Origin of the sequence: Providencia sp. PROV114 (assembly GCF_032704305.1) — a bacterium.
GTDB classification, from domain to species: domain Bacteria; phylum Pseudomonadota; class Gammaproteobacteria; order Enterobacterales; family Enterobacteriaceae; genus Providencia; species Providencia rettgeri.
Genome location: NZ_CP120528.1, coordinates 942,521 through 965,432, shown reverse-complemented (window position 1 = coordinate 965,432; position 22,912 = coordinate 942,521). Strand labels below are relative to the sequence as shown.

21 protein-coding genes are annotated in these 22,912 nt (G+C 40.7%); 7 read left to right on the top strand and 14 right to left on the bottom strand.

Annotation, left to right across the window (positions count from 1 at the left end; translation table 11 throughout):
• Positions 1 to 344: 344 nt before the first annotated feature.
• Positions 345 to 1,805, top strand: coding sequence for a beta-Ala-His dipeptidase (pepD, locus tag P3L37_RS04185; protein WP_109911973.1), 1,461 nt, complete (start codon positions 345 to 347; stop codon positions 1,803 to 1,805).
• A 43-nt stretch (positions 1,806 to 1,848) separates the two neighbouring features.
• On the opposite strand, the gene dinB is transcribed toward pepD, so the two are convergent.
• Positions 1,849 to 2,904, bottom strand: coding sequence for a DNA polymerase IV (gene dinB / locus P3L37_RS04180; protein ID WP_004914090.1), 1,056 nt, complete (start codon positions 2,902 to 2,904; stop codon positions 1,849 to 1,851).
• 284 nt (positions 2,905 to 3,188) lie between these two features.
• Here dinB and P3L37_RS04175 point away from each other — a divergent pair, with 284 nt between their 5' ends.
• Together P3L37_RS04175 and P3L37_RS04170 are read left to right on the top strand one after the other, a co-directional pair.
• The gene (locus P3L37_RS04175) at positions 3,189 to 4,103 is read left to right on the top strand and encodes a glycerophosphodiester phosphodiesterase family protein (protein ID WP_110732235.1); all 915 of its coding nucleotides are present in this window, start codon (positions 3,189 to 3,191) and stop codon (positions 4,101 to 4,103) included.
• Positions 4,104 to 4,281: 178 nt separating this feature from the next.
• Positions 4,282 to 4,644 carry a hypothetical protein gene (locus tag P3L37_RS04170; RefSeq protein WP_110732236.1) on the top strand — a complete coding sequence of 121 codons (363 nt, stop codon included), beginning with the start codon at positions 4,282 to 4,284 and terminating at the stop codon, positions 4,642 to 4,644.
• Positions 4,645 to 4,740: 96 nt separating this feature from the next.
• Here the strand turns inward: P3L37_RS04170 and nqrM are convergent, their stop codons facing one another.
• The 8 genes from nqrM to P3L37_RS04130 all read right to left on the bottom strand — a co-directional run bounded on the left by nqrM (position 4,741) and on the right by P3L37_RS04130 (position 12,096).
• A complete protein-coding gene (nqrM, locus tag P3L37_RS04165) occupies positions 4,741 to 4,968 on the bottom strand; it encodes a (Na+)-NQR maturation NqrM (protein WP_004914094.1) in 228 nt (75 codons plus the stop codon).
• Positions 4,969 to 4,985: 17 nt separating this feature from the next.
• Positions 4,986 to 6,017, bottom strand: a complete 1,032-nt coding sequence (locus P3L37_RS04160) for an FAD:protein FMN transferase (RefSeq protein ID WP_042851653.1) — start codon at positions 6,015 to 6,017, stop codon at positions 4,986 to 4,988.
• Positions 6,018 to 6,257: 240 nt separating this feature from the next.
• A complete protein-coding gene (gene nqrF, locus P3L37_RS04155) occupies positions 6,258 to 7,484 on the bottom strand; it encodes an NADH:ubiquinone reductase (Na(+)-transporting) subunit F (RefSeq protein WP_004914098.1) in 1,227 nt (408 codons plus the stop codon).
• Positions 7,485 to 7,499: 15 nt separating this feature from the next.
• Complete coding sequence (nqrE, locus tag P3L37_RS04150) at positions 7,500 to 8,096, bottom strand: NADH:ubiquinone reductase (Na(+)-transporting) subunit E (protein WP_004914100.1); 597 nt, start codon at positions 8,094 to 8,096, stop codon at positions 7,500 to 7,502.
• A 4-nt stretch (positions 8,097 to 8,100) separates the two neighbouring features.
• Positions 8,101 to 8,730: an NADH:ubiquinone reductase (Na(+)-transporting) subunit D gene (locus P3L37_RS04145; protein ID WP_004914102.1), complete on the bottom strand. Its 630-nt coding sequence runs from the start codon at positions 8,728 to 8,730 to the stop codon at positions 8,101 to 8,103.
• Positions 8,723 to 9,517 (bottom strand): Na(+)-translocating NADH-quinone reductase subunit C, encoded by a 795-nt coding sequence (locus P3L37_RS04140; protein ID WP_004914104.1) that lies wholly within the window; start codon positions 9,515 to 9,517, stop codon positions 8,723 to 8,725. The genes P3L37_RS04145 and P3L37_RS04140 overlap by 8 nt, the downstream gene beginning before the upstream one ends.
• Positions 9,510 to 10,748 (bottom strand): NADH:ubiquinone reductase (Na(+)-transporting) subunit B, encoded by a 1,239-nt coding sequence (locus P3L37_RS04135; RefSeq protein ID WP_004914105.1) that lies wholly within the window; start codon positions 10,746 to 10,748, stop codon positions 9,510 to 9,512. Before P3L37_RS04135 ends, P3L37_RS04140 begins: the two co-directional genes overlap by 8 nt.
• Positions 10,749 to 10,752: 4 nt before the next feature.
• Positions 10,753 to 12,096 (bottom strand): Na(+)-translocating NADH-quinone reductase subunit A, encoded by a 1,344-nt coding sequence (locus P3L37_RS04130; protein WP_109911970.1) that lies wholly within the window; start codon positions 12,094 to 12,096, stop codon positions 10,753 to 10,755.
• Positions 12,097 to 12,512: 416 nt separating this feature from the next.
• On the opposite strand from P3L37_RS04130, the gene P3L37_RS04125 reads away from it, so the two are divergent.
• The gene (locus P3L37_RS04125; protein WP_109911969.1) at positions 12,513 to 13,250 is read left to right on the top strand and encodes a murein L,D-transpeptidase family protein; all 738 of its coding nucleotides are present in this window, start codon (positions 12,513 to 12,515) and stop codon (positions 13,248 to 13,250) included.
• Here P3L37_RS04125 and P3L37_RS04120 read toward each other — a convergent pair.
• Both P3L37_RS04120 and lpcA read right to left on the bottom strand, forming a co-directional pair.
• Positions 13,221 to 13,988 (bottom strand): class II glutamine amidotransferase, encoded by a 768-nt coding sequence (locus P3L37_RS04120; RefSeq protein ID WP_004914108.1) that lies wholly within the window; start codon positions 13,986 to 13,988, stop codon positions 13,221 to 13,223. The genes P3L37_RS04125 and P3L37_RS04120 overlap by 30 nt on opposite strands.
• Before the next feature lie 28 nt (positions 13,989 to 14,016).
• The gene (gene lpcA / locus P3L37_RS04115; RefSeq protein ID WP_004914109.1) at positions 14,017 to 14,595 is read right to left on the bottom strand and encodes a D-sedoheptulose 7-phosphate isomerase; all 579 of its coding nucleotides are present in this window, start codon (positions 14,593 to 14,595) and stop codon (positions 14,017 to 14,019) included.
• 390 nt (positions 14,596 to 14,985) lie between these two features.
• Here lpcA and fadE point away from each other — a divergent pair, with 390 nt between their 5' ends.
• A complete protein-coding gene (gene fadE / locus P3L37_RS04110) occupies positions 14,986 to 17,451 on the top strand; it encodes an acyl-CoA dehydrogenase FadE (RefSeq protein WP_004914110.1) in 2,466 nt (821 codons plus the stop codon).
• Between the two features lie 55 nt (positions 17,452 to 17,506).
• Here the strand turns inward: fadE and P3L37_RS04105 are convergent, their stop codons facing one another.
• Together P3L37_RS04105 and lysA are read right to left on the bottom strand one after the other, a co-directional pair.
• Positions 17,507 to 18,370, bottom strand: coding sequence for a hypothetical protein (locus P3L37_RS04105; protein ID WP_238562707.1), 864 nt, complete (start codon positions 18,368 to 18,370; stop codon positions 17,507 to 17,509).
• 152 nt (positions 18,371 to 18,522) lie between these two features.
• On the bottom strand, positions 18,523 to 19,782 hold the full coding sequence (lysA, locus tag P3L37_RS04100; RefSeq protein ID WP_004914119.1) for a diaminopimelate decarboxylase: 1,260 nt from the start codon (positions 19,780 to 19,782) through the stop codon (positions 18,523 to 18,525).
• Between the two features lie 126 nt (positions 19,783 to 19,908).
• Between lysA and P3L37_RS04095 the strand changes: the two genes are divergently transcribed.
• Positions 19,909 to 20,844: a LysR family transcriptional regulator gene (locus P3L37_RS04095; protein WP_109911967.1), complete on the top strand. Its 936-nt coding sequence runs from the start codon at positions 19,909 to 19,911 to the stop codon at positions 20,842 to 20,844.
• Here the strand turns inward: P3L37_RS04095 and P3L37_RS04090 are convergent.
• The gene (locus P3L37_RS04090; RefSeq protein ID WP_164528472.1) at positions 20,818 to 21,738 is read right to left on the bottom strand and encodes a LysR family transcriptional regulator; all 921 of its coding nucleotides are present in this window, start codon (positions 21,736 to 21,738) and stop codon (positions 20,818 to 20,820) included. The two genes, P3L37_RS04095 and P3L37_RS04090, sit on opposite strands and share 27 nt — an antisense overlap.
• A 132-nt stretch (positions 21,739 to 21,870) precedes the next feature.
• Here P3L37_RS04090 and P3L37_RS04085 point away from each other — a divergent pair, with 132 nt between their 5' ends.
• Positions 21,871 to 22,743 (top strand): MBL fold metallo-hydrolase, encoded by an 873-nt coding sequence (locus tag P3L37_RS04085; RefSeq protein WP_272667445.1) that lies wholly within the window; start codon positions 21,871 to 21,873, stop codon positions 22,741 to 22,743.
• Positions 22,744 to 22,912: the final 169 nt, after the last annotated feature.

The window sequence follows — 22,912 nt, the reverse complement described above, 5'->3', positions numbered from 1 at the left end:
GTAAAAAGCACCATTCGACATTAATTATTATCATTTACACTGTCCATTGCTCAAAAGAAAGTGTTATCCTGAGTTTATAAAAGAGGCAGCCTTTAATTCGAAACTTCAGGCTGTTAGGTCATAATTACAGCAATATTCCTTTTAAAATTGAAGCTGAAATTAACGTTGGTTGCCGATCAGCTCCTACTGGGTTATTCAGGATATTATCCCTAAATAGTTCAATTTGTAGCTAGGCGGCAAATGAGTAAATCCTAGGAGCATACATAAGTATGTGACTGGGATTTATGAATGAAGCCAACAACGCTACAGATTGAAATATAAAGGGAAAATAAAAGGAGAGAGACGTGTCTGAGCTAGCTACATTATCCCCCCAACCACTATGGGACATCTTCGCGAAAATCTGTTCTATCCCGCACCCTTCATACCACGAAGAAGCCTTAGCCGCACATATTGTTGATTGGTCAAAACAAAAAGGCTTTCACGTTGAACGTGATGAAGTGGGTAATATTCTGATCCGTAAACCTGCAACCCCTGGTTATGAAAACCGCAAAGGCGTTGTTTTACAAGCTCACTTAGACATGGTGCCACAGAAAAATAACGACACGGTACATGACTTTAAAACAGATCCAATTCGTCCATATGTTAATGGTGAATGGGTCACCGCTGAAGGAACCACTTTAGGTGCTGATAACGGCATTGGCTTAGCTTCTGCGTTGGCTGTTCTTGCTGATGATAGTGTTGAGCATGGGCCAATGGAAGTTCTTCTGACCATGACTGAAGAAGCCGGCATGGAAGGTGCGTTTGGCTTGAAAGCAGGCTGGTTACAAGCCGATATTCTGATTAACACCGACTCAGAAGAAGAAGGTGAAATTTACATGGGTTGTGCTGGTGGGGTTGACTTTACCTCTACGTTTGACCTGACACGTGAAGCATTACCACAAGGCTATAAAACCTTCACAATGACCCTAAAAGGCCTAAAAGGTGGGCACTCTGGTGGTGATGTACATTTAGGCTTAGGTAATGCCAATAAGCTGTTAGCACGTTTTCTAGCTGGCCACGCAGAAGATTTAAACCTAAAACTATTAGATTTCAGAGGTGGTACTGTTCGTAACGCCATTCCTCGGGAAGCTTACGCCATTATTGCCGTTCCTGCGAACAAAGTCGCTGAGTTAACTGCCCTAAGAGCTCGTTATGAAGATATTCTGAAAAATGAATTAGCCGTCGTTGAGCCTAACCTTGTTCTGCTACTAGATGAAACGCAAAGCGAATTAAAAGCACTTTCTGATGACTGCCAAAAACGTTTTGTTTTCTTCTTAAATGCGGCGCCAAACGGTGTGATCCGCATGAGTGATGTTGCCATTGGCGTGGTTGAAACCTCACTTAACGAAGGTGTTGTACGACTAACTGAAGATAAAGCAGAAATTATCTTCCTTGTTCGTTCACTTATCGATAGCGGCAAAAACTACGTTGTTAACATGTTGACATCTATCAGTAAATTAGCACAAGCCCAATACCGTGCAGAAGGTAGCTACCCAGGTTGGCAACCAGATGCAGACTCACCAGTAATGCATTTAGTCAGCGATACCTACAACAAGCTGTTCGGTAAAATCCCTAATGTCATGGTGATCCACGCAGGCCTTGAGTGTGGTCTATTCAAAAAACCTTACCCAGACATGGATATGGTTTCAATTGGGCCAACTATTCGCGGTGCACACTCCCCTGATGAACGTGTACACATTGCAAGCGTTGGAGAGTATTGGAAATTACTAACTGCGGTTTTAAAAGCAATTCCAGTCAAAGAATAAGCAATTAATTGTTATGAAACACCCATCATGCGATGGGTGTTTTTTATAATTCAAGTAATAATTGCCTTTCAAGCTGCGGGCTTTGCAGCATCACATGCAAACCAACTAACCGAACACCACGCCCTAAGCGGCGATTATCCCAAACTTGTTTCGCTATCTGGACTAAATCTTGTTTATTAAGAATTGGGTATACGTGTTCTTGTGTTGTTTGCTGAAAGTCTGCAAATTTAAATTTTACACCTTGACGAGCAATACGCAGATCGGGTTTTACCTTCGCTAGACGTAATTGTAGTTCGTCATAGAGTTTATCAAGCAGAGGCAGACAATCGCTCCATTGATATATATCTTCTGCAAGGGTGCGTTCAACCCCTACCGACTTTCTGAGTCTATCAGGGTTAATAGCACGCTCATCGATACCATGGCATCGATCCCAAAGTACCTGCCCGAATTTACCCATGCTTTTAACCAATGTAACAACATCATATTTTTGGACGTCAGCACAAGTGAGTAACCCCATATCCGCTAATTTCTGAGCGGTTACCTTACCCACGCCAGGAATTTTTTTAAGGGGCAAGCTAAGAATAAATTGATCCATATTTTGCGGCGTGATCACGAATTGGCCATTGGGTTTATTCATATCTGAAGCTATTTTCGCCAAAAATTTTATTGGCGCTATCCCCGCTGAAGCGGTTAATTGCAGTTCATCAAAGATTTGCTGGCGAATGGCCTCAGCAATTAGCGTTGCAGAGCCATGTAATTGCGTACAATCAGTGACATCCAAATAAGCTTCATCAAGAGAAAGTGGTTCTATGAGGTCAGTATAGCGAGCAAATATTTTTCGAATATACAGGGAGGTTTCTTTGTAAAGTGCCATATGCCCAGGAACCACTTTCAAGTGAGGGCAAAGCCTAAGTGCAATCGCAGTAGACATCGCACTGTGAACACCGTAGCGACGGGCTTCATAATTTGCAGTACTAATAACGCCTCGGCGATCTGCGCTTCCCCCCACTGCAATGGGGACATTACGAAGGCTTGGGTCGTCACGCATTTCGATCGCTGCATAAAAGCAGTCCATATCAATATGAATAATTTTACGCACGGGTTAACTCTGCCAATCAAACACCTGATTAAATATACAGTATTTTTATTAGCCATGCAATTATTGTCACATCACCATAAAATTGACGAATGAAAAAGCTAACTCCATGATAATTAGGTAATTCATATTATTGCAATAATCATCTGCCAAGCTATCCAACTCTAGATTCGGCTTAAAGTTTGTCTTAAAAAAAAGTATTACTACTTACTTTTAAACAAAAAAGTAATAAAAAGAGTTGTTTTACCAACAACAATATCTTGAAAAACTATTTATGGATCATCTCTATGGCAATTATATCAACATCAAAATATGTTAAATTTATGGCTCCTCTCATTATGCTGCTTGCTAGCCAAACAGTTTTCGCACTATCCCCTAATTTAGCGCTATCCCCTAAAATTGTAGCTCACCGTGCAGGAACAGCAGATGCACCAGAAAACACAATTTATGCCATTGATTTAGCCAAGCAAAATAATGCCGATGCTATTTGGCTTACCGTTCAACTTAGTAAAGATAATCAATTAGTCCTATATCGTCCGAGTGATCTAGATTCATTGACGGACAAAAAAGGTAACGTATCTGCTTATACAGTAGAACAACTCAATCATGTCAATGCTGCTTATAAGTTTAGTCAAAAACATAATCAGCAATTCCCCTTACAAAAAACAACTATCACTACACTAGAAAATATTCTGCAAAAATACCCAGACACAACTTTCTACGTAGATTTAAAATCCCCTGACGCCAACCCTGATATTCAAGCAAAGGCGATTTTAGCTCTCTTAGATAAAACTAATGCATTTAACCAAGTACGTTTTTATTCCACTAATGATGAATTTTTAAAAGCACTCAAATCCCTATCTCCAAAGATCCCATTATTTGAAAGTCGTGATGAGACTCGCACCCTGTTGGCAAATGTTGTGATGAACCATCAATGTTCAATAGAAAATGACAAAACAACAACTCGCTGGTATGGCTTTGAACTACATCGTAAAGTTGAAGTGGTCGAAAAATATACTTTAGGCGAAGCACGCTCGCCAGCAACCCTTTCATGGGATAAAGAAGCCATTGACTGTTTTAGAAAAAATGGCAATGCCTATATCATTGTCTTTGGTGTTAATAATGACAGTGACTACCAACTCGCAAAAGAAATTGGTGTTGATGCTGTAATGGTTGATTCCCCAAAAGCATTTAAAAAATAATCTAATAACATCACCTAAGCTATTATTACTTTAATAATAGCTTAGGAATTAAATCACATCTTAAAAACATTCTTTTCATCAATTAATAATAATTGTTCTTAATTTACTGCTATAGAAAACTTGATATATTTAATCCATCACAAAAATTCTATTTAAAATAATTTAAAAAAGGTTTTATATGTCAAATATTGGAACAATGATTGTCGAGAATTATTGGAATGAAACATTAAGGAAAGTTGAAATACATTATCATAATAGTGATAACCCCTATGATAATGTGTTTATATTTTATAATCTAGCACATGCCACATCTAGCTCTAACGTAAATTCATTCCCTTACTCAACAACAGGTAAAAGTGCTTGGAAAGCTAAAATTACTACGAAAAGTAATGAACTGTGGAGTAGTGGTGATTTTTTACCTTGCCAAATTAACAACAATGATAATGGAAAGGTCACGATTAGATTTGATGGTGAGACAAAAAGCATGCATGTTAATTACCCTGTCTCTGTTTCATGTGCTAAGAAAATGCAATTAATTTAGACTGTATAACGGGAAAGTAATATTTGGAGATGTCTAATAACTATATTTAGACATCTCCGGCTCATTACTAGTTATAGAACCGTTAAATATTACTATTCAAATAATACGGTTTTTATCCAGTAATTTTTGACGGGCTTCTTCACGCGCCATACGTTTTTTACGTGCATCACAAGGCTCAGGGCAATCACACACCTTTTCAACACCAATACTGCTTAACCCGCCGCAGCTACCTTGGATACTCTTACGTTTAATAATATACCCAAGTGACATACCTAAAAAGGCCAGCAAAAACAGTGCAAAGGCTGCAATAAAAATATTCAGCATTTTTTATCCTCCTACAACTACTGTTTTTTGGTTAAAAATGGTTCGAATGCCTTAGTATAGCGCTCTTCAAAACCTTTATCTGTCTTAACAATCATAAAAACAGGAATATTCATTTTTTCAGCTAAAGCAAAGCCAACTTCAGGCCCTAAAACATTTAGTCCTGTAGATAAGCCATCAGCACTCATGCAATTTTCTGCAATTACTGTAATAGAGACTAAATTATGTGTGATTGGTTTTCCTGTTTTTGGGTCTATCGTATGAGAAAAACGAACGCCATCTTGCTCGAAGTAATTACGGTAGTCCCCTGATGTAGCGATAGAGCGGTCACCTGGTTCAATAATCTCTTGTGCTGTTTGGCTGACACCATCCGATGCGGGTTTTTCTATTGCGATACGCCATGGCACTTCTTTACCATTTGTTCCTTTCGTACGCACTTCACCACCAATATCAACCATATAATTATTGATACCTAATGATTCTAAATATTCAGCAACAACGTCGACACCATAACCTTTCGCAATGGAGGAAAGATCGACATATAGCTCAGGGATTGTTTTAATTAAGTTATTATCTTGAACAGCGAGTTTTTCGATACCAACCCATGCTCTGCGCTTAGCCAATTCTTCATCCGAAGGTGCTTTAGTGACTCTTCCTTCAGGGCCAAACCCCCATAAATTAACTAAAGGCCCAACCGTTACATCTAATGAACCATCTGTCAGCTTATTAATTTCAATGGCTTTTTTAACTACAGTTGCCGTTGCTGCAGAAACAGGGAACGGTGTATTGACTTCTTTAAACTGATTAAAACGACTTAATTCTGAGTCTGGGCGATATGTTGACATTTGGTCGTTAACTTCTTCCAAACGTTTATCTATTTCGGCTTGAATTGCTTCAGGCTTTGGCTCCGAAGAATCTGTGACATATTTAACCGAATAATACGTACCCATTGTTTGCCCCTGAAGATTCTGTTGTTCAGGTCCACCACAGGCAGTAAGAAACAGTGCTGCAACAAATAGCAGTACCGAGGTATAAATTCTTTTACTTAGCATAATTTTCTCCGCGTCAATCATGAGCGCATTTTGTTAAGGCCGCCCAGACTACTAACACACTTTACATCGTCACCCATGCAGAGAATGTTCCAGTCAAAATAATCATAAACCTACCTATTAACCGTTAACTAATTAGCGCTTAATAGATTTACTAAAATCACAAAGAGGGAAAATATTTTCCCTCTTTAAAGTGTTACTGTCTACTGACTTTGATTAGTCTAATAAAATCAGCTAAGTTGCTTAACCACCGAAGTCATCCAATAAGATATTTTCATCTTCAACTCCGAGGTCTTTCAACATTTTGATCACGGCAGCATTCATCATTGGAGGACCACACATGTAGAACTCACAATCTTCCGGTGCTGGATGATCTTTCAAGTAGTTTTCATATAAGACATTATGGATGAAGCCAGTATAACCATTCCAATTATCTTCAGGCATAGGGTCAGAAAGTGCTACATTCCATGTAAAGTTTTCATGTTCTGCAGCGAGTTGGTCAAAATCTTCGGTGTAGAACATCTCACGGACAGAACGTGCACCATACCAGAAACTAATCTTACGTTTAGAATCTAAGCGGCGCAGTTGGTCGAATATATGAGAACGCATTGGTGCCATACCCGCACCACCACCGATAAACACCATTTCAGCTTCCGTTTCTTTAGCGAAAAACTCACCAAACGGCCCAGAAATAGTCACTTTATCCCCTGGCTTTAATGACCAAATATAAGAGGACATAATTCCTGGTGGAACATCCGGATTACGAGGTGGTGGTGTAGCAATACGCACGTTTAGCATGATAATACCATGCTCTTCCGGGTAGTTTGCCATGGAATAGGCGCGAACAGTTGGCTCTTTAACCTCAGACACATAACGGAATAGGTTAAATTTATCCCAATCTTCACGGTACTCTTCTGGTACATCAAAATCTTCATATTTGACAACATGTGCAGGGCATTCAATCTGAATAAAGCCACCCGCACGGAAAGGAACGACCTCTCCTTCTGGAATTTTCAATTTCAGCTCTTTAATGAAAGTGGCTTTGTTATCATTAGAAATAACTTCACACTCCCATTTTTTCACGCCAAATATTTCTTCTGGAAGCTCAATTTTTAAATCTTGCTTAACGTTGACCTGACACGCTAACCGGCAGCCTTCTTTTGCTTCACGTTTGTTAATGTGAGAAAGCTCAGTAGGCAGAATATCACCACCGCCTTCTTTGATTTTCACACGGCACTGACCACAAGAGCCACCACCACCGCACGCTGATGAAACAAAAATACCTTGGTTTGATAACATGCCTAATAGCTTGTCACCCGCAGGAGCTTCAAAACTTTTGTCTGGATCGCCATTAACTTCAACTTTGATGTTCCCTGTGTTGACTAGCTTGGATTTTGCAAACAGGATTAAGCCTGTCAGCACCAAGACAATCAGGGTAAACATCACGACACCTAAAATAATAATTTCCATGAATTCTTCTCGCCTTTATAGCTGCACACCGGAGAAGGACATAAAGCCCAATGCCATTAAACCGGTTGTCACAAAGGTGATACCTAACCCTTTTAGACCCGATGGAATATCTGAGTACTTCATCTTCTCTCGAATAGCTGCCATCAATACGATTGCGAGCATCCAACCGATCCCCGAACCGAACCCATATACGACCGATTCGCTAAAGTTATAGTCACGTTGCGCCATGAAAGAAACACCACCAAAAATGGCACAGTTAACGGTAATCAATGGCAAAAAGATACCTAACGCGTTATACAGTGATGGGAAGTAGCGATCTAAAATCATTTCAAGGATCTGAACTAACGCGGCAATAACACCGATAAACGTGATGAAGTTCAAGAAGGATAAGTCGATACCTTCAGCAATCGCACCATCACGCAATACTAAGTTGTATACCAAGTTATTAGCTGGGACAGAAATCCCAAGAACTACCGTTACAGCGATACCCAGTCCAAAAGCAGTTTTTACATTCTTCGATACCGCAAGGAAGGTACACATTCCCAAGAAAAATGCTAATGCCATATTTTCAATAAAAATGGCTTTAACAAACAGGCTAATATAGTGTTCCATGTGATTAGTCCTTCTCTACCTGAGCTGGTTTCAGGGTACGTAACCCCCAAATCAGCATACCGATGATAAAGAATGCACTTGGCGCGAGGAGGAACAGGCCATTTGGCATGTACCAACCACCGGTTTGTAGTGATTCAAAAACTGTGATACCAAACAATTTGCCGGAACCAAATAACTCACGTAAAAAGCCGACTAAAACAAGGATCACACCGTAACCTAGACCATTACCAATACCGTCCATGAAGCTTTCAATTGGTGGTGCTTTCATTGCATAAGCTTCAGCACGCCCCATTACGATACAGTTAGTAATAATCAAGCCAACAAATACAGAAAGTTGTTTTGATATTTCATAGGCATATGCACGTAAAATTTGGTCAACCACAATAACTAAAGAAGCAATGATTGCCATTTGAACGATAATACGTACGCTGCTCGGAATATAATTCCTGATGAGTGAAATAAAGAAGTTAGAAAATGCCGTCACTAAGGTTACAGCAATCGTCATAACGAGTGCTGTTTCTAACTTCGTTGTCACTGCCAGTGCAGAACAAACCCCTAATACCTGTAAAGCAATTGGGTTGTTATCCAATAACGGTCCAAGTAGGACGCGTTTTACTTCTTTTGAATCAGCCATTATTCAGCGCTCCTTCACGTACTTTTTTCAGGAACGGACCAAAACCGTTATCCCCTAACCAGAAATCAAACATATGCTGGATTCCGTTTGATGTTAGAGTCGCACCTGAAAGGCCGTCGATACCGAATGGGTTATCTGTCGCACCACCGCGCACTATTTTAATTGCCGGAACCCCCTGCTCATTGAACAGTTTTTTACCTGGCCATTGGGCTTTCCACTGAGGGTTATCAACCTCACCGCCCAGCCCTGGTGTTTCGCCATGTGCATAGTAAGTAATACCACGAGAGGTGACACCATCTACATCTACCGCAATAAAGGCATACATGACAGACCACAAACCAGAGCCGTAAACAGGTAAAATAATTTGTGATACTTTTCCAGCTTCATCTTTAACTAAATAAATTTCAGCGCTATTGGCACGACGGCGAATTTTTGCAATATCTTCTGCAGGAGAGAGTGCAATACTCGTTTCTTCGCTGCGTAGCTCGCTATTTAAGTCATAACGGCTAGTGCTATCAGATAATTCATTAGTTTTAAAATTCAAAAGTTTAGGTTCGATACGATCCTTATATACATCTTGAACTTCCTCAGCGGTCATTTTAGGTTGCAGCAAGCCAGCAACACTTAAAATATTACGTTGAGTATCTAACTGAATCTGTTCTTGCTGCTGTGGTTTTAGACCAACTGCAGCCCCTGCGACGACAATAGAGCAAACTAGACAAAGAATAAAAACAACTAGAAATGTTCTGCCGACGCTATCGTTATTCATTGGTTTTTCATTAGCCACGAGCTTTTCTCCGCTTAATATTTGCTTGAACGACCAGATAGTCAAACAGAGGAGCAAACAGGTTGGCGAATAGGATCGCCAGCATCATCCCTTCTGGATAAGCTGGGTTAACAACCCTGATAAGAACACACATTACACCGATCAGAATGCCGTACGCCCATTTACCTTTGTCTGTGAAAGACGCTGATACCGGGTCTGTCGCCATAAAAATCATACCGAATGCGAAGCCACCAAGTACCATGTGCCACCACCATGGCATGGCAAATAACGGGTTAGTATCAGAGCCAATAGCATTGAATAGGTAGGACATTGCAATCATGCCAACCATCACGCCAGCAACAATACGCCATGATGCGATACGGAAGAACATGATAAGAGCACCACCAATAAACAACATCAGTGTTGACACTTCACCAATTGAACCTGGCATATTACCTAAAAAGGCTTGCATCCAAGTAATAGGTTCATGAGTCACCGTGTTCATTAGGGCATGCTCACCACCGGTTGCCCATTGTGATAATGGTGTCGCACCAGAGAAGCCATCTGCTGCAGTCCAAACTAAGTCACCTGATATTTGAGCAGGATAAGCAAAGAATAAGAAAGCACGGCCAGCTAATGCTGGGTTTAAGAAGTTACGCCCAGTACCGCCAAAAATTTCTTTCGCAACAACAACCCCGAAAGTGATACCTAATGCAGCCTGCCATAAAGGAATGGTTGGTGGCACAATCAAGGCAAATAAAATCGAGGTAATAAAGAAGCCTTCGTTAATTTCATGGCCGCGGATCATGGCGAATAAAACTTCCCAGAAACCACCGACTAAGAAAACGACAGCATAAATAGGAAGGAAATACACTGCACCTAGCAGCATTTTACTTCCCCACCCTGCATCCATCGAAAGTGATGCACCTAGAAACTGTGCTAAGCTATAATGCCAATCACTCGCGAGAACTTGCTGTAACTCCGCCCCGCTATATAATTGGTGCAAAGCTGGGATGGCTTGGTTACCAACGTTATACATTCCCCAGAACATCGCTGGGAAAACCGCTAGCCACACCAATATCATCATACGTTTCAGGTCGATGGTATCCCTGACATGAGAACGCCCTTTTGTTACCGTACCCGGCGTATAAAAAACAGTCGAAACTGCTTCAAATAACGCATAGTATTTTTCTAACTTTCCACCGGGCTCAAAATGGTGCTCATACTTTTCAAATAAATTTTTCAGACCCATGGAATCACCCTTCTAGCTCAATCTTGGTCAGAACATCACGTAGCACTGGACCATATTCATATTTCGCTGGGCAAACATAGGTACATAAACCTAGATCTTCTTCGTCCAACTCTAAACAGCCCAATTCTTGTGATGTATCAGTGTCTCCAGCGAGGAGATCGCGCAACAAATGAGTGACCATGATATCGAGAGGCATGACTCGCTCGTAATTACCAATTGGTACCATCGAACGCTCACCGCCGTTCATTGTCGTTGTGAAATTAAAACGTTTATTTTTCAGGAAGTGCCCGATTGTGGTACGCGTAATCGTAAACTTATTAACACCAGGCATAATCCAGCCAAATAACTCTTTATTGCGACCTTCGGCTAACACTGAAACTTGATTGTGAAAACGACCAAGATAGTGATGAGTATCATCACATGTCACGCCCCAAAGGACTGAACCAGAAATAATACGATTTTCACCCGCTTTAAGCTGACCTTGTGTTAATTCATATAAATCAGCACCTAGACGAGTACGCAGAAGACGAGGCTTTTCAACTTGTGGCCCTGCTAATGAAATCACGCGGTCTGTATATAGGTGACCCGTAACAAATAGCTTACCAATAGCAATAACGTCTTGGTAATTAAGGCTCCAAACTTTTTTCTTGATGCTAACGGGTTCCAAGAAATGAATATGAGTTCCCACTAAACCTGCAGGATGCGGCCCTATAAATTGGGTATAAGAAATTTGGTTATGAGCCGTATTCTTCGGTAAGTCTCCCTCTCCATGACAAACATGGATTTTACCTTCTGTTAAACGGCTTAGAACCAAAAGCCCATCGTTAAATGCTTGTTCTTGCTCTTGAATAACTAAAATAGGATCCGCTGCAAGTGGATTGGTATCCATTGCAGTGACAAAAATAGCGATAGGTGAAGAACCTGGTTGTGGAGAACGGCTAAATGGACGCGTTCTTAAAGAAGTCCACAAACCCGATTTTATCAAGTTTTCTTCGACTTGCTGTTGCGTTAATGTAGATAGCTCATCACGAGTATAAGCTGCAAAAGTTTCTTGTTCATCACCATCTATTTCGATGACAACAGATTGAAGCACACGACGCTCACCACGATGAATAGCAACAATTTTACCGCAGGCTGGGCTTGTAAATAAAACCCCTGGGTTCTTTTTATCTTCAAAAAGAACCTGTCCTTTAACTACACGCTCACCTTCTTTAACCAGCATCGAAGGACGCATTCCGACATATTCCTCACCTAGCACAGCTACGTGTTGAATTTTCGGGCCGTCTTCTATCACTTGGGCTGGCTCACCTGCAATAGGAAGGTTGAGGCCTTTTTTAATTTTAATCATAAGATCTGCACAAGTTTATCAGTTAAACCCTAAGCTAACGATTCAGCAATGAATGATAGCGACTCATTAAATAAAAAATAGCTCAAGCAATAGGCATCACTTAAGCAGGTATTCTCACATAATTGTTACTAAATTTTATCTTCTGCCAACCATAATTTTATCAGTTCCCACTCTCTATGTCCGGCTATAGAAGTGACATAGTTCAAGCAAATTGCATTAATATTTAAATTTTTTTGTTAACAATTCGATATTATCGATATTTAAGCTCACATTTATCGATCATTGTTCATTATTTAAACAATAAAGGTTCATTTAAAAACTATTAACAAACTATATTAATTTTCGATTTACTCGTCTAGAATGCATAAAATATGTACTCTTTTTATTCAATAACATTTTCTTGATATGGCTTAGATATGAAATTAAGTAAATTTTTTAGTGCAATTTTCTTATTTGTACTCATATATTCTCCTGTTATTCAGGCAAGTAACTATTCATTTCTACTTAATAATAACGTATCGGATAGCCCAAACTCATCTATTTTTATTCAAATATTTAAGCAAGAAGGTTTATTAGAACTCTACCAAAAAACGCCATCAGGAAAATATAAACTGTCGAAAACTTACCCAATTTGTAAGTTTTCTGGCGGGCTAGGCCCCAAAAAAATTGAAGGTGACCTGAAAAGTCCAGAAGGATTTTATCAAATTACTGCCGAACAGCTCAATCCTAATAGTCGGTATTACCGATCTATCAATATTGGTTTTCCTAATGAGTTTGATAAAGCACAAGGTTATAGTGGCAGCTATCTTATGATCCATGGCAGTTGCGTTTCTGTGGGATGTTATGCCATGACGGACAAATATATGGGTGAGATTTACCAAACAGTAGAAACAGCCTTACTCAGTGGACAGTCCGTCATTAATGTCAGCATTTATCCATTTAAAATGACAAATGAAAATATGCTGCGCTATCGCAATTCCAGCCACTATGCTTTTTGGAAACAATTACAACCGGCCTATGAGTATTTCAACCGCACAGGAAGGCCTGCTGAGGTGTCAGTCTCTTTAGGTAAATATGCGGTTATTGACCAAGCTGAGACCCCAACAAAATTGTTAGGGTCTAAATCACAATATGCGCTCACCAAGATAGAATAAGACAAAATTGCCTGGGTCAATTCGCTGCCAGTTTTCGTTGCCCGTGAGTGGTTGCGTTGCGATCACAGAGACCACATCAGTAGGTGTCGTACACTGTTCGAAATCGATTTCAATATCTTGGTCAAGTAATTTTGCTTTACCAAACGGTGCCTTACGCGTTAGCCAATGTAAATTCGTCGAGCTAAAGGCCATCATATATTGCCCATCGGACAGCAACATATTAAATACGCCTTTATGACGCAATTGGTCAGCTAGTGTCGCAATAAAACGGAACACACTTTTCCAATTCGATGGCCTACGTGGATACTTTTCACTGAGTTGATGAAGTATCCAGCAAAATGCCCATTCGCTATCGGTTTCACCTATCGGGCAATAGCGCCCAGTTTTTAGTGTACGATAGCCTTTTAACTGCCCATTGTGCGCATAAGTCCAATTACGTCCCCATAACTCCCGTGTAAAGGGGTGAGTGTTCACTAACGACACATCCCCTCGGTTTGCTTGGCGAATATGAGCAACAATACTTTCTGATTTAATCGGATATTCCTGCACAAAGCGAGCGACAGGTGATAAAAAACTAGGTTGAGGATCTTTAAATGTGCGACACCCGAGCCCCTCATAAAAGGTGATTCCCCAGCCATCTTTATGTGGGCCCGTTTGACCTCCTCGGGAAATCAACCCACTGAGGCTAAACGAAATATCAGTTGGAACATTGGCACTCATGCCAAGTAACTCGCACATTTAAAAAACTCCTGAAACAGTAATAACGTTATTTCACCATCTCTTTTTCAATTAACTGAATTAAGATATGAATAACTTTAATATGAATTTCTTGAATACGGTCGGCATAACCAAAGTGTGGGACACGAATTTCAATATCCGCAGTTCCCGCCATTTTCCCGCCATCTTTACCTGTTAATGTGATGACTTTCATACCTTTTTCACGCGCAGCTGCAATCGCTTTAATAATATTCCCAGAATTACCGGAGGTAGAAATTCCAAGTAAAACATCGCCTTTCATACCAACAGCTTCAATAAAACGTGAAAAAACATACTCATAACCGAAGTCATTACTCACACAAGATAAATGACTCACATCTGAGATTGCAATCGCAGGATAGCCCGGACGGTTTTCGCGGTAACGCCCTGTTAATTCTTCAGCGAAATGCATTGCATCACAGTGAGAGCCCCCATTACCACAAGATAATACTTTGCCACCCGCTTTAAAAGAGTCAGCCAGTAAAACGGCAGCCTGTTGGATAGCAGCAATATTGGCGTCATCGCTAAGGAAATTCGATAACGTCTCGGCCGCTTCTGTCAGCTCACCGCGGATTAGGTCTTGATACATGAGATTTCCTCTTAATTAAGAATACGTTATAAAAAACACGATTAATTCAGATTCAAATTATCCTAAAAGAAAAATGGCGCTCCATGGCAAAACTCAGATAGATATCAGTAATTAATCTTTAATAGTCAGATTGTTGCACAGGGATAATTTTGTTTCTACTTTTGATTGCGCTGTCTTGATCCTACCGACAAAATTCATCGTGACTCATAGCTAATAACCTGACTTTTCATAGAGCCAATAATACAAATTACTACGATATTTTCCTTTATATGACGTTTTTGTGAGCTAAGTTGTAATTAGGATGTAAATATATTGCTAATTCTTTATTAATGGGTATAGATTAAAGCAACAAACAGGTCAGACCTCTTACAAGTAGACAGGAGCTTCGCTATGATCCTTCTCAGCATCGTGTTATTTCTCGCCTTAATAGGCGTACTTTGTTATCACAAAACATCTTTGGTTTTTAGCTCAGTATTATTATTGGCTTATACCGCGGTTATGGGAGTCATCGATATTTGGAGCTACTGGATGTTACTGCCAGTTGCCTTGGTATTATTTCCTTTTGTCTTCACTCCTGTACGCCAATCGCTTTTCTCTATCCGCGCGATGAAAATGTTCCAAAAAGTCATGCCTCCTATGTCGAGCACAGAAAAGGAAGCCATTGACGCAGGAACAACGTGGTGGGAAGGCGACCTTTTCCGCGGAGCGCCAGATTGGAATAAATTGCATAACTATCCAAAACCACAGCTAACCGCAGAAGAACAAGCTTTTATTGATGGGCCTGTTGAAACCGTTTGTGGCATGGTCAACGACTTCGAAGTGAGCCATGAACTGGCAGATCTAACACCTGAAGTGTGGCAATACCTGCGTGATCACCGCTTCTTCGCGATGATCATCAAAAAAGAATACGGTGGCTTAGAGTTTTCTGCTTATGCGCAATCTCAGGTTCTACAAAAGCTCGCTGGTGTCTCCGGTATTCTTGCTATCACTGTAGGGGTACCCAATTCATTAGGTCCGGGTGAATTACTGCAGCATTACGGCACTGATGAACAAAAACAACGCTATTTACCAGGCTTAGCTACGGGTGAAGAAATTCCGTGCTTTGCATTAACCAGCCCTGAGGCAGGTTCCGATGCTGGTGCTATCCCAGATTCAGGTGTCGTTTGTATGGGTGAATGGCAAGGCGAGCAAGTATTAGGAATGCGCTTAACATGGAACAAACGCTATATTACTTTGGCACCAATTGCCACTGTATTAGGCCTCGCATTCAAACTTTCAGACCCTGATAAACTATTAGGTGGCGAGAAAAACCTTGGTATCACCTGTGCACTAATTCCAACCAATACCCCTGGCGTTGAAATTGGTCATCGCCACTTCCCACTAAATATTCCATTTATGAATGGTCCTACACGCGGAAAAGATATTTTTGTTCCAATCGATTACATTATCGGTGGGCCAAAAATGGCAGGCCAAGGCTGGAGAATGTTGGTTGAGTGTCTTTCTGTCGGTCGTGGTATTACATTACCATCGAACTCAACTGGTAGTTTGAAGAGTATTGCTATCGCGACAGGGGCTTACTCTTATATTCGCCGTCAATTCAAATTACCAATTGGTAAAATGGAAGGTATTGAAGAACCACTAGCTCGCATCGCAGGTAATACCTATCTGATGGACGCAGCAGCAACTCTCATCACCTCTGGAATTATGTTAGGTGAGAAACCTGCCGTTTTATCCGCTATTGTTAAATACCACTGTACACACCGTGGCCAGCGCGCCATTATTGATGCCATGGATATTACGGGTGGTAAAGGCATCTGTCTTGGGGATTCAAACTTTGTTGCCAGAGCTTACCAAGGCGCACCTATCGCCATTACGGTTGAAGGGGCAAATATCCTAACCCGCAGTATGATCATCTTCGGTCAAGGGGCTATCCGTTGCCATCCATTCGTATTAGAAGAAATGGCCGCAGCACAAGATAATAACTTACATAAATTCGATAAAGCCGTATTTGGGCATATAGGTCATGTGGTTAGTAATCAATTCCGTAGCTTCTGGCTTGGTTTAACCAATGGTCGCGGAAGTCATGCACCAACCAAAGATGAAACGCGCCGTTACTATCAAATGCTAAACCGCCAAAGTGCCAACTTAGCATTACTATCCGATGTTGCCATGGGTGTGTTAGGGGGTAGCTTGAAACGCCGCGAACGTATCTCTGCTCGCTTAGGGGATATTTTAAGCAACTTGTATCTCGCATCTGCAACCTTAAAACGTTATGAAGATGAAGGTCGCCAAAAAGCAGACTTACCATTAGTGAAATGGGCGGTTGAAGATTGTTTATATCAATCAGAAAAAGCGATGGATGATCTCCTGAAAAACTTCCCTAACAAGTTGGTTGCGGGGGTAATGCGCATCACCCTATTCCCTACTGGCCGTGCGATGTCAACACCATCAGACCGACTAGACCATAAACTGGCTCAAATCCTGATGGAACCATCAGAAACACGTGATAGGTTGGGCCGTGGGCAGTATTTAACACCTACGGAAAACAACCCTCATGGCCTTGTAAACCAAGCTCTGCTCGATATCATTGCTGCTGAACCTATTTTCGAACGTATCTGCCGCTTAAAAGAGCGTAAACTCAGCTTTACTCGCTTAGATAAACTTGCTGACCAACTACTTCCTGAAAACGTAATTACGCAAGAAGAAGCTGATATCTTGCGTAAAGCAGAAGCAAGCCGGTTACGGACGATTAACGTCGATGAGTTTGAGTTTGATGATTTGGGTGTACTTCCGACAAAAAAGTCACCAGATGAACCTTCAAATGAAGAAACTAGTAAGAAAAAGAAAGCGGCTTGATTAATTTTAGCTAGTAAATCAAAGGGAACTCAAGAGTTCCCTTTGTCATTTAGATTTAAAGCAAATAATCACTGAAATATTCGTCTACTTTGTCTTCATCAATACCTAAATGCCCCTTCCAGCCAGCCCATGGCATCTCCATATCGGAGCGACCTTTAGTATTGTTTAACTGGGACTCAGTACTCACAAGGTCACCAAAATTAACCCTCGACGCTAATGATAAAGGAATAAACTGATTTGGTATCACACCGATCAATGCTAGAGATTGTAAAACCCCTCTATGTGTATATTTATTACCCGGGATTATTTTGGCTTCAGACAAACGCTTTTCAAAATGGCCGGGGGTTTCATCATCCTTAGCAGAACGAAATAAATCCAATAACTGGTTAAATTTAATTTTATCGTCCCCAAGCGGTTGTACTGGCTCAACATTAAGTAAGTGTTTTAAATTTAAATAAGCATATGAGGTATTACCTGTATAGGAATTTCCGTAATACAAGCAATATTGAAAGTAACTATCGTTGATGTGAATTTTTCGATTGTAATCACTGCATACCCAGCAACAGGCTAATTGTGGTTTTTCTATATAGTCATGAATCTGTATATTTTTGAGCTTATGAAAAGCACCTAGCACTGAACGTCCTCGTAAATAACTTCCGCCAACACCTGCAATAAAAGTATCAAAACAGCGCTCTTGGCTGAGTTTTTCCTCTTTTTTTAAACTGTTGAACTTGTGCATAATATCAGCATGGTCATTGAAAGACTCAATGTGATTCACTTGCCAATTAATTCGAGCGAGTTCCAATTGTTCTTTGGCTGACAGTGTACTTTGACTATAAACAGAAACCTCACGACCAACGTCATATTGGCTATTTTCGTACTTATACAGTTTACGAAGAACCCTCATCACTTTTTGCACTGATTTTTACCTTCTAGCTTTTATTATGTTGCGTAGAATTTATACAAGGTAGGTAAAGTACATGGGAATATAGATGTGGTGAATCAGAATAACCGCATCTTACAATAATAGCCCTATGAGTAAGATGCAGTTATCTATAATGAAAGGAAGACTTACAGCTCCAGAGCCAATAGCTCTTCAATCGTTTGGCGGCGGCGAATCAATTGTGGCTTACCATCAACAAACATCACTTCCGGCAATAATGGACGGCTATTGTAGTTTGATGACATGGATGCACCGTAAGCGCCAGTGTCATGAAAAACCAGAAAATCGCCAACTTTCACCTCGGGTAAAGCGCGGGTTACCACTAAACCGCCCTCTAACTGGGTAAATACATCTCCTGATTCACACAGTGGGCCAGCAACAATTGTGTCTTTTAGTTGGGCCCCATCAAGGTTACGTCCATCCATCGGTAATACCGAAATATGGTGATAACTGCCATACATCGCTGGACGCATTAGGTCATTAAAACCACTGTCTACAAGCACATAGTGGCGACTACCCATATCTTTAACAGCTCGCACTTCTGCTAATAGTACCCCAGACTCAGCAACTAAATAGCGGCCGGGTTCTATTTCAAGTTCAATTTTGTGCCCTAAGTGTTGTTCGATGCGTTGGCGAGCGTTATCCCATAAGCTGTAATAATGCGGTACATCGATTAATTCATCACCTTCACGATAAGGGGTTGATAACCCACCGCCTGCTGAAATGGCATGAAGGTCAACCCCTGCGGTTGTGACTAACGCCACCATAGAATCACACACATCGGCAAGATGTTGATAGTCAACCCCTGAGCCAATATGCATATGGATACCAACTAGCGATAAATTGTAATGGCGAATTTTCTCTAACGCTGCAGGTAAATCTTCATGCCAAATACCGTGCTTACTATTTTCACCACCAGTATTGGTTTTTTGGCTATGGCCGTGACCAAAACCTGGATTGATGCGTAACCAAACAGGATGGCCAGCTTTTTGTTCGCCAATTTGCTCAAGCATGTCAATAGAGCCTGCATTCACAGGGATATCTAGCTCAGTCACTTTCGCTAATGTGGCTCTATCGAGCACATCTGCTGTAAATACGATTTCTGAGTTCTCACGTCCAGGCTGGAACCCTGCCACCAGCGCACGTTCTATTTCCCCTAAAGAAACAGAATCGACTTTAACGCCTTGTTGTTTCATTAAGCGCAGAATATGAATATTCGAACATGCTTTTTGTGCAAAGCGGACAGTATCAAAAACTTGTAATTGCTTGATACGCTCAATAATCACCGCGCTATCATAAACCCAAACAGGGCTACCATACTGCTCAGGTAATACACGTAAATATTCAGGTGTTAAATATTGGCTTGTTGTCGTTGCGAATGAAGTCATTGTCTTTCTCGTTTGCAAGTTTTTATTATATTAAAAGCTATTATTCAAAGAATAATACGGGAAAAAAAATATCTATTTTGCTAAAGTCTATTCATATTTGATATAGACTTTATTTAAGGACTTCCTATGCAAGCCATTTCATGGCGGCACATTGAAATATTCCGTGCAGTAATGACAGCCCCCAACCTGACGGAAGCCGCTGCACTGCTAAACACCTCACAACCAACTATCAGCCGTGAACTTGCTCGCTTAGAATACCTTTTACAGTTTAAGTTATTCGATAGGGTCAAAGGACGTCTACAGCCAACAGCACAAGGATTACGGTTTCTTGAAGAAGTCGAACGCTCTTATTATGGTTTGGAACGCATTAAAAACTCAGCGGAAACTATCCGACGCTTCGAACATGCCCAAATCTCGATAACCTGTTTACCTGCTTTCGCGCAATCTTTATTGCCCCATGTTTGCCAATCGTTTATGGAAAATTACCCTGATGTCAGCATCACAGTGATCCCGCAAGAGTCTCCTGTTCTTGAAGAATGGTTGTCCGCTCAGCGTTACGATTTCGGTTTAACAGAACATTTGCAAATGCCTCCGGGCACTGAACAACAAACACTGGGAAGTTTAAATGAAGTGTGTGTCTTACCCGCAAACCACCCTTTAGCCCAAAAAGAAGTCCTAATCCCCAATGATTTTCAAGGCCAACGTTTTATTAGCCTATCATTAACTGACAGCTATCGTCAGTTGATTGACTCAACATTTGCGGAGCACCATGTCGAGCGCAAAATGGTCATGGAGACGCATTCAGCATCATCTATTTGCGCTATGGCACTAAAAGGGATTGGGATTTCTATTGTTAACCCTTTAACTGCATTAGATTTTCATCAACAATCTGCTGGGAAGTTGGCTCTGCGCCCACTCAGCTTTTCCATTCCTTTTACCGTTAGCTTGATAAAACCTATTCACCGCCCTTCATCACAATTGACCAATATTTTTACTCAACATTTAGAGGATAACTTTAATCAAATAAAAACCCAGCTAATTTCCGCGCTGTTGCATCAATAACTGCCAGTGAGGTGAAGTTGCAAACCAATTAGCGAGATAATCAATCACCACCCTCAATGCAGTTGGCATTTTTTGCCGACTCGTATACACAGCGTAAATACCTAGAGGCATTGGCGTATATTCAGGTAATAGTTGAACTAACGCCCCTGAGGCCAAATGATCAGCAACAGAATAATATGGTTGCATAGAGATACCCGCGCCCTGCAATGTTGCCTCAGCGAGAAATACGGATTCATTCGCACTTAATCGCCCATCAACCAATACACTATGCTGCATACCTGCCTTTTCAAAGACCCATAAGCTACGACCAAAAAAATTGTAGGTTAAGCAATCGAGTAAAACTAAATCTTCTGGTTTTTCGGGATGTTTTTTCCCTTTTAAAAAATCAGGTGAAGCACAAATGACAGAATGGCAAGTTGACAATGGTTTTGCGATTAAACTCGGCTCCAGCTGATTAGTAATACGGATAGCCAAGTCAATTCGTTCCTCTATTAAATTAACTGATTTATTCGATATTTGCATATCTATAGCCATATTCGGATAGAGTTTCATAAACTCAGCAATGGCCACAGAAAGTGCACTTTGGGCAATAGATTGTGAGCAACTAATGCGCACTAAACCGGATAATGCTTTTGCATCAAGCTCTTGCTGCACAGGGACCATTTGGGAAATAGCATTAAGTTGCAAAGATTGTTGATATACCCCTTCCCCCGCTGAAGTTAAACTTAATTTCCGCGTGGTACGATTTAATAAACGCACTCCCGCCCATTGTTCCATTTCCGACAAATAGCGAGTCACCATCGCTCTCGACATCTCTAATTTTTCTGCTGCTCCACTTAGGCTGCCTTGTTCAACGATAGTAATAAATACTTCTGCTGCCTTTAATCTATCCATACCACTCTCATTTGACCGAATTGTGCAACAAACAACACCTAATTATGGGGTTTTTCATCTTATCATTGCAATTTAATATACACGCCATGCAAAAAACAAGCTTTCCTGTATAACTTTATTTTAGGATACAAAATGAAATTTACCTTATTAGCTGCAACCGCGTTATTCGCCACTACGATAAATATGACCCAAGCTGAAACACTAACATTAGATGTTTATAATCCTGGAAATAACAGCGTATTTCCGGTTTCCTCTGAAATTATTAGCGGTTCAAGTGAAGTGGTGTTAATTGACGCACAATTTCAAAAAAATGATGCACAACAATTGGTTGATAAAATTAAAAAGCTCAACAAGAAATTAACCACGATTTATATTAGCCACTCAGATCCAGATTACTATTTTGGGCTCGATACCCTAACAAACGCCTTCCCTGAAGCTAAAGTGGTCGCGACAGCAAACACAGTTGAAGCCATTAAAGCAACTAAAGATGGCAAACTGGCTTACTGGAGTGGTGTATTAAAAGATGAGGCACCTGCCCATATTATCGTCCCTGAGGTCATTAAAGGAGATAGCTTCACAGTTGATGGTGAACAACTTGAAATTAAAGGCCTTGATAGCGCATCACCAGATAGAACTTATGTCTGGGTTCCATCATTAAAAGCCGTTGTAGGGGGCGTTATTGTTTCTGACAATATTCATGTTTGGGTAGCAGATACACAAACAGAAGAGTCACGTAAAAATTGGCAGCAAACATTAAAAGACATCAAAGCACTGAACCCAATAACCGTTGTTCCCGGTCACTTTACGGGAGCATCTAAATTAGATACAAGCACGGTTTCTTTTACTCAAAAATACTTACAAGATTTTGAAAATGCAGCAAAAACAAGTAAAAACTCAGATGAACTCATCCAAAAAATTGCGGTAAAATATCCACAATTGGATGACAAATCAAGTTTAGAACTTAGTGCAAAAGTTGTTAAAGGCGAAATGCAGTGGCCTCAATAACCAAGTGATACTCACTATTGCAGCCATTTTGCGCGGTATGTTCCGTAGCAACTCACTGAATGACTAAAAGCAATTTGGCTGATTTCACCGAATGATAGTGGTATTAATTTTTTGATGATAATGATACAACTTAACTCAAATTACTTAAAAAGATCAAATAGAGAGAACG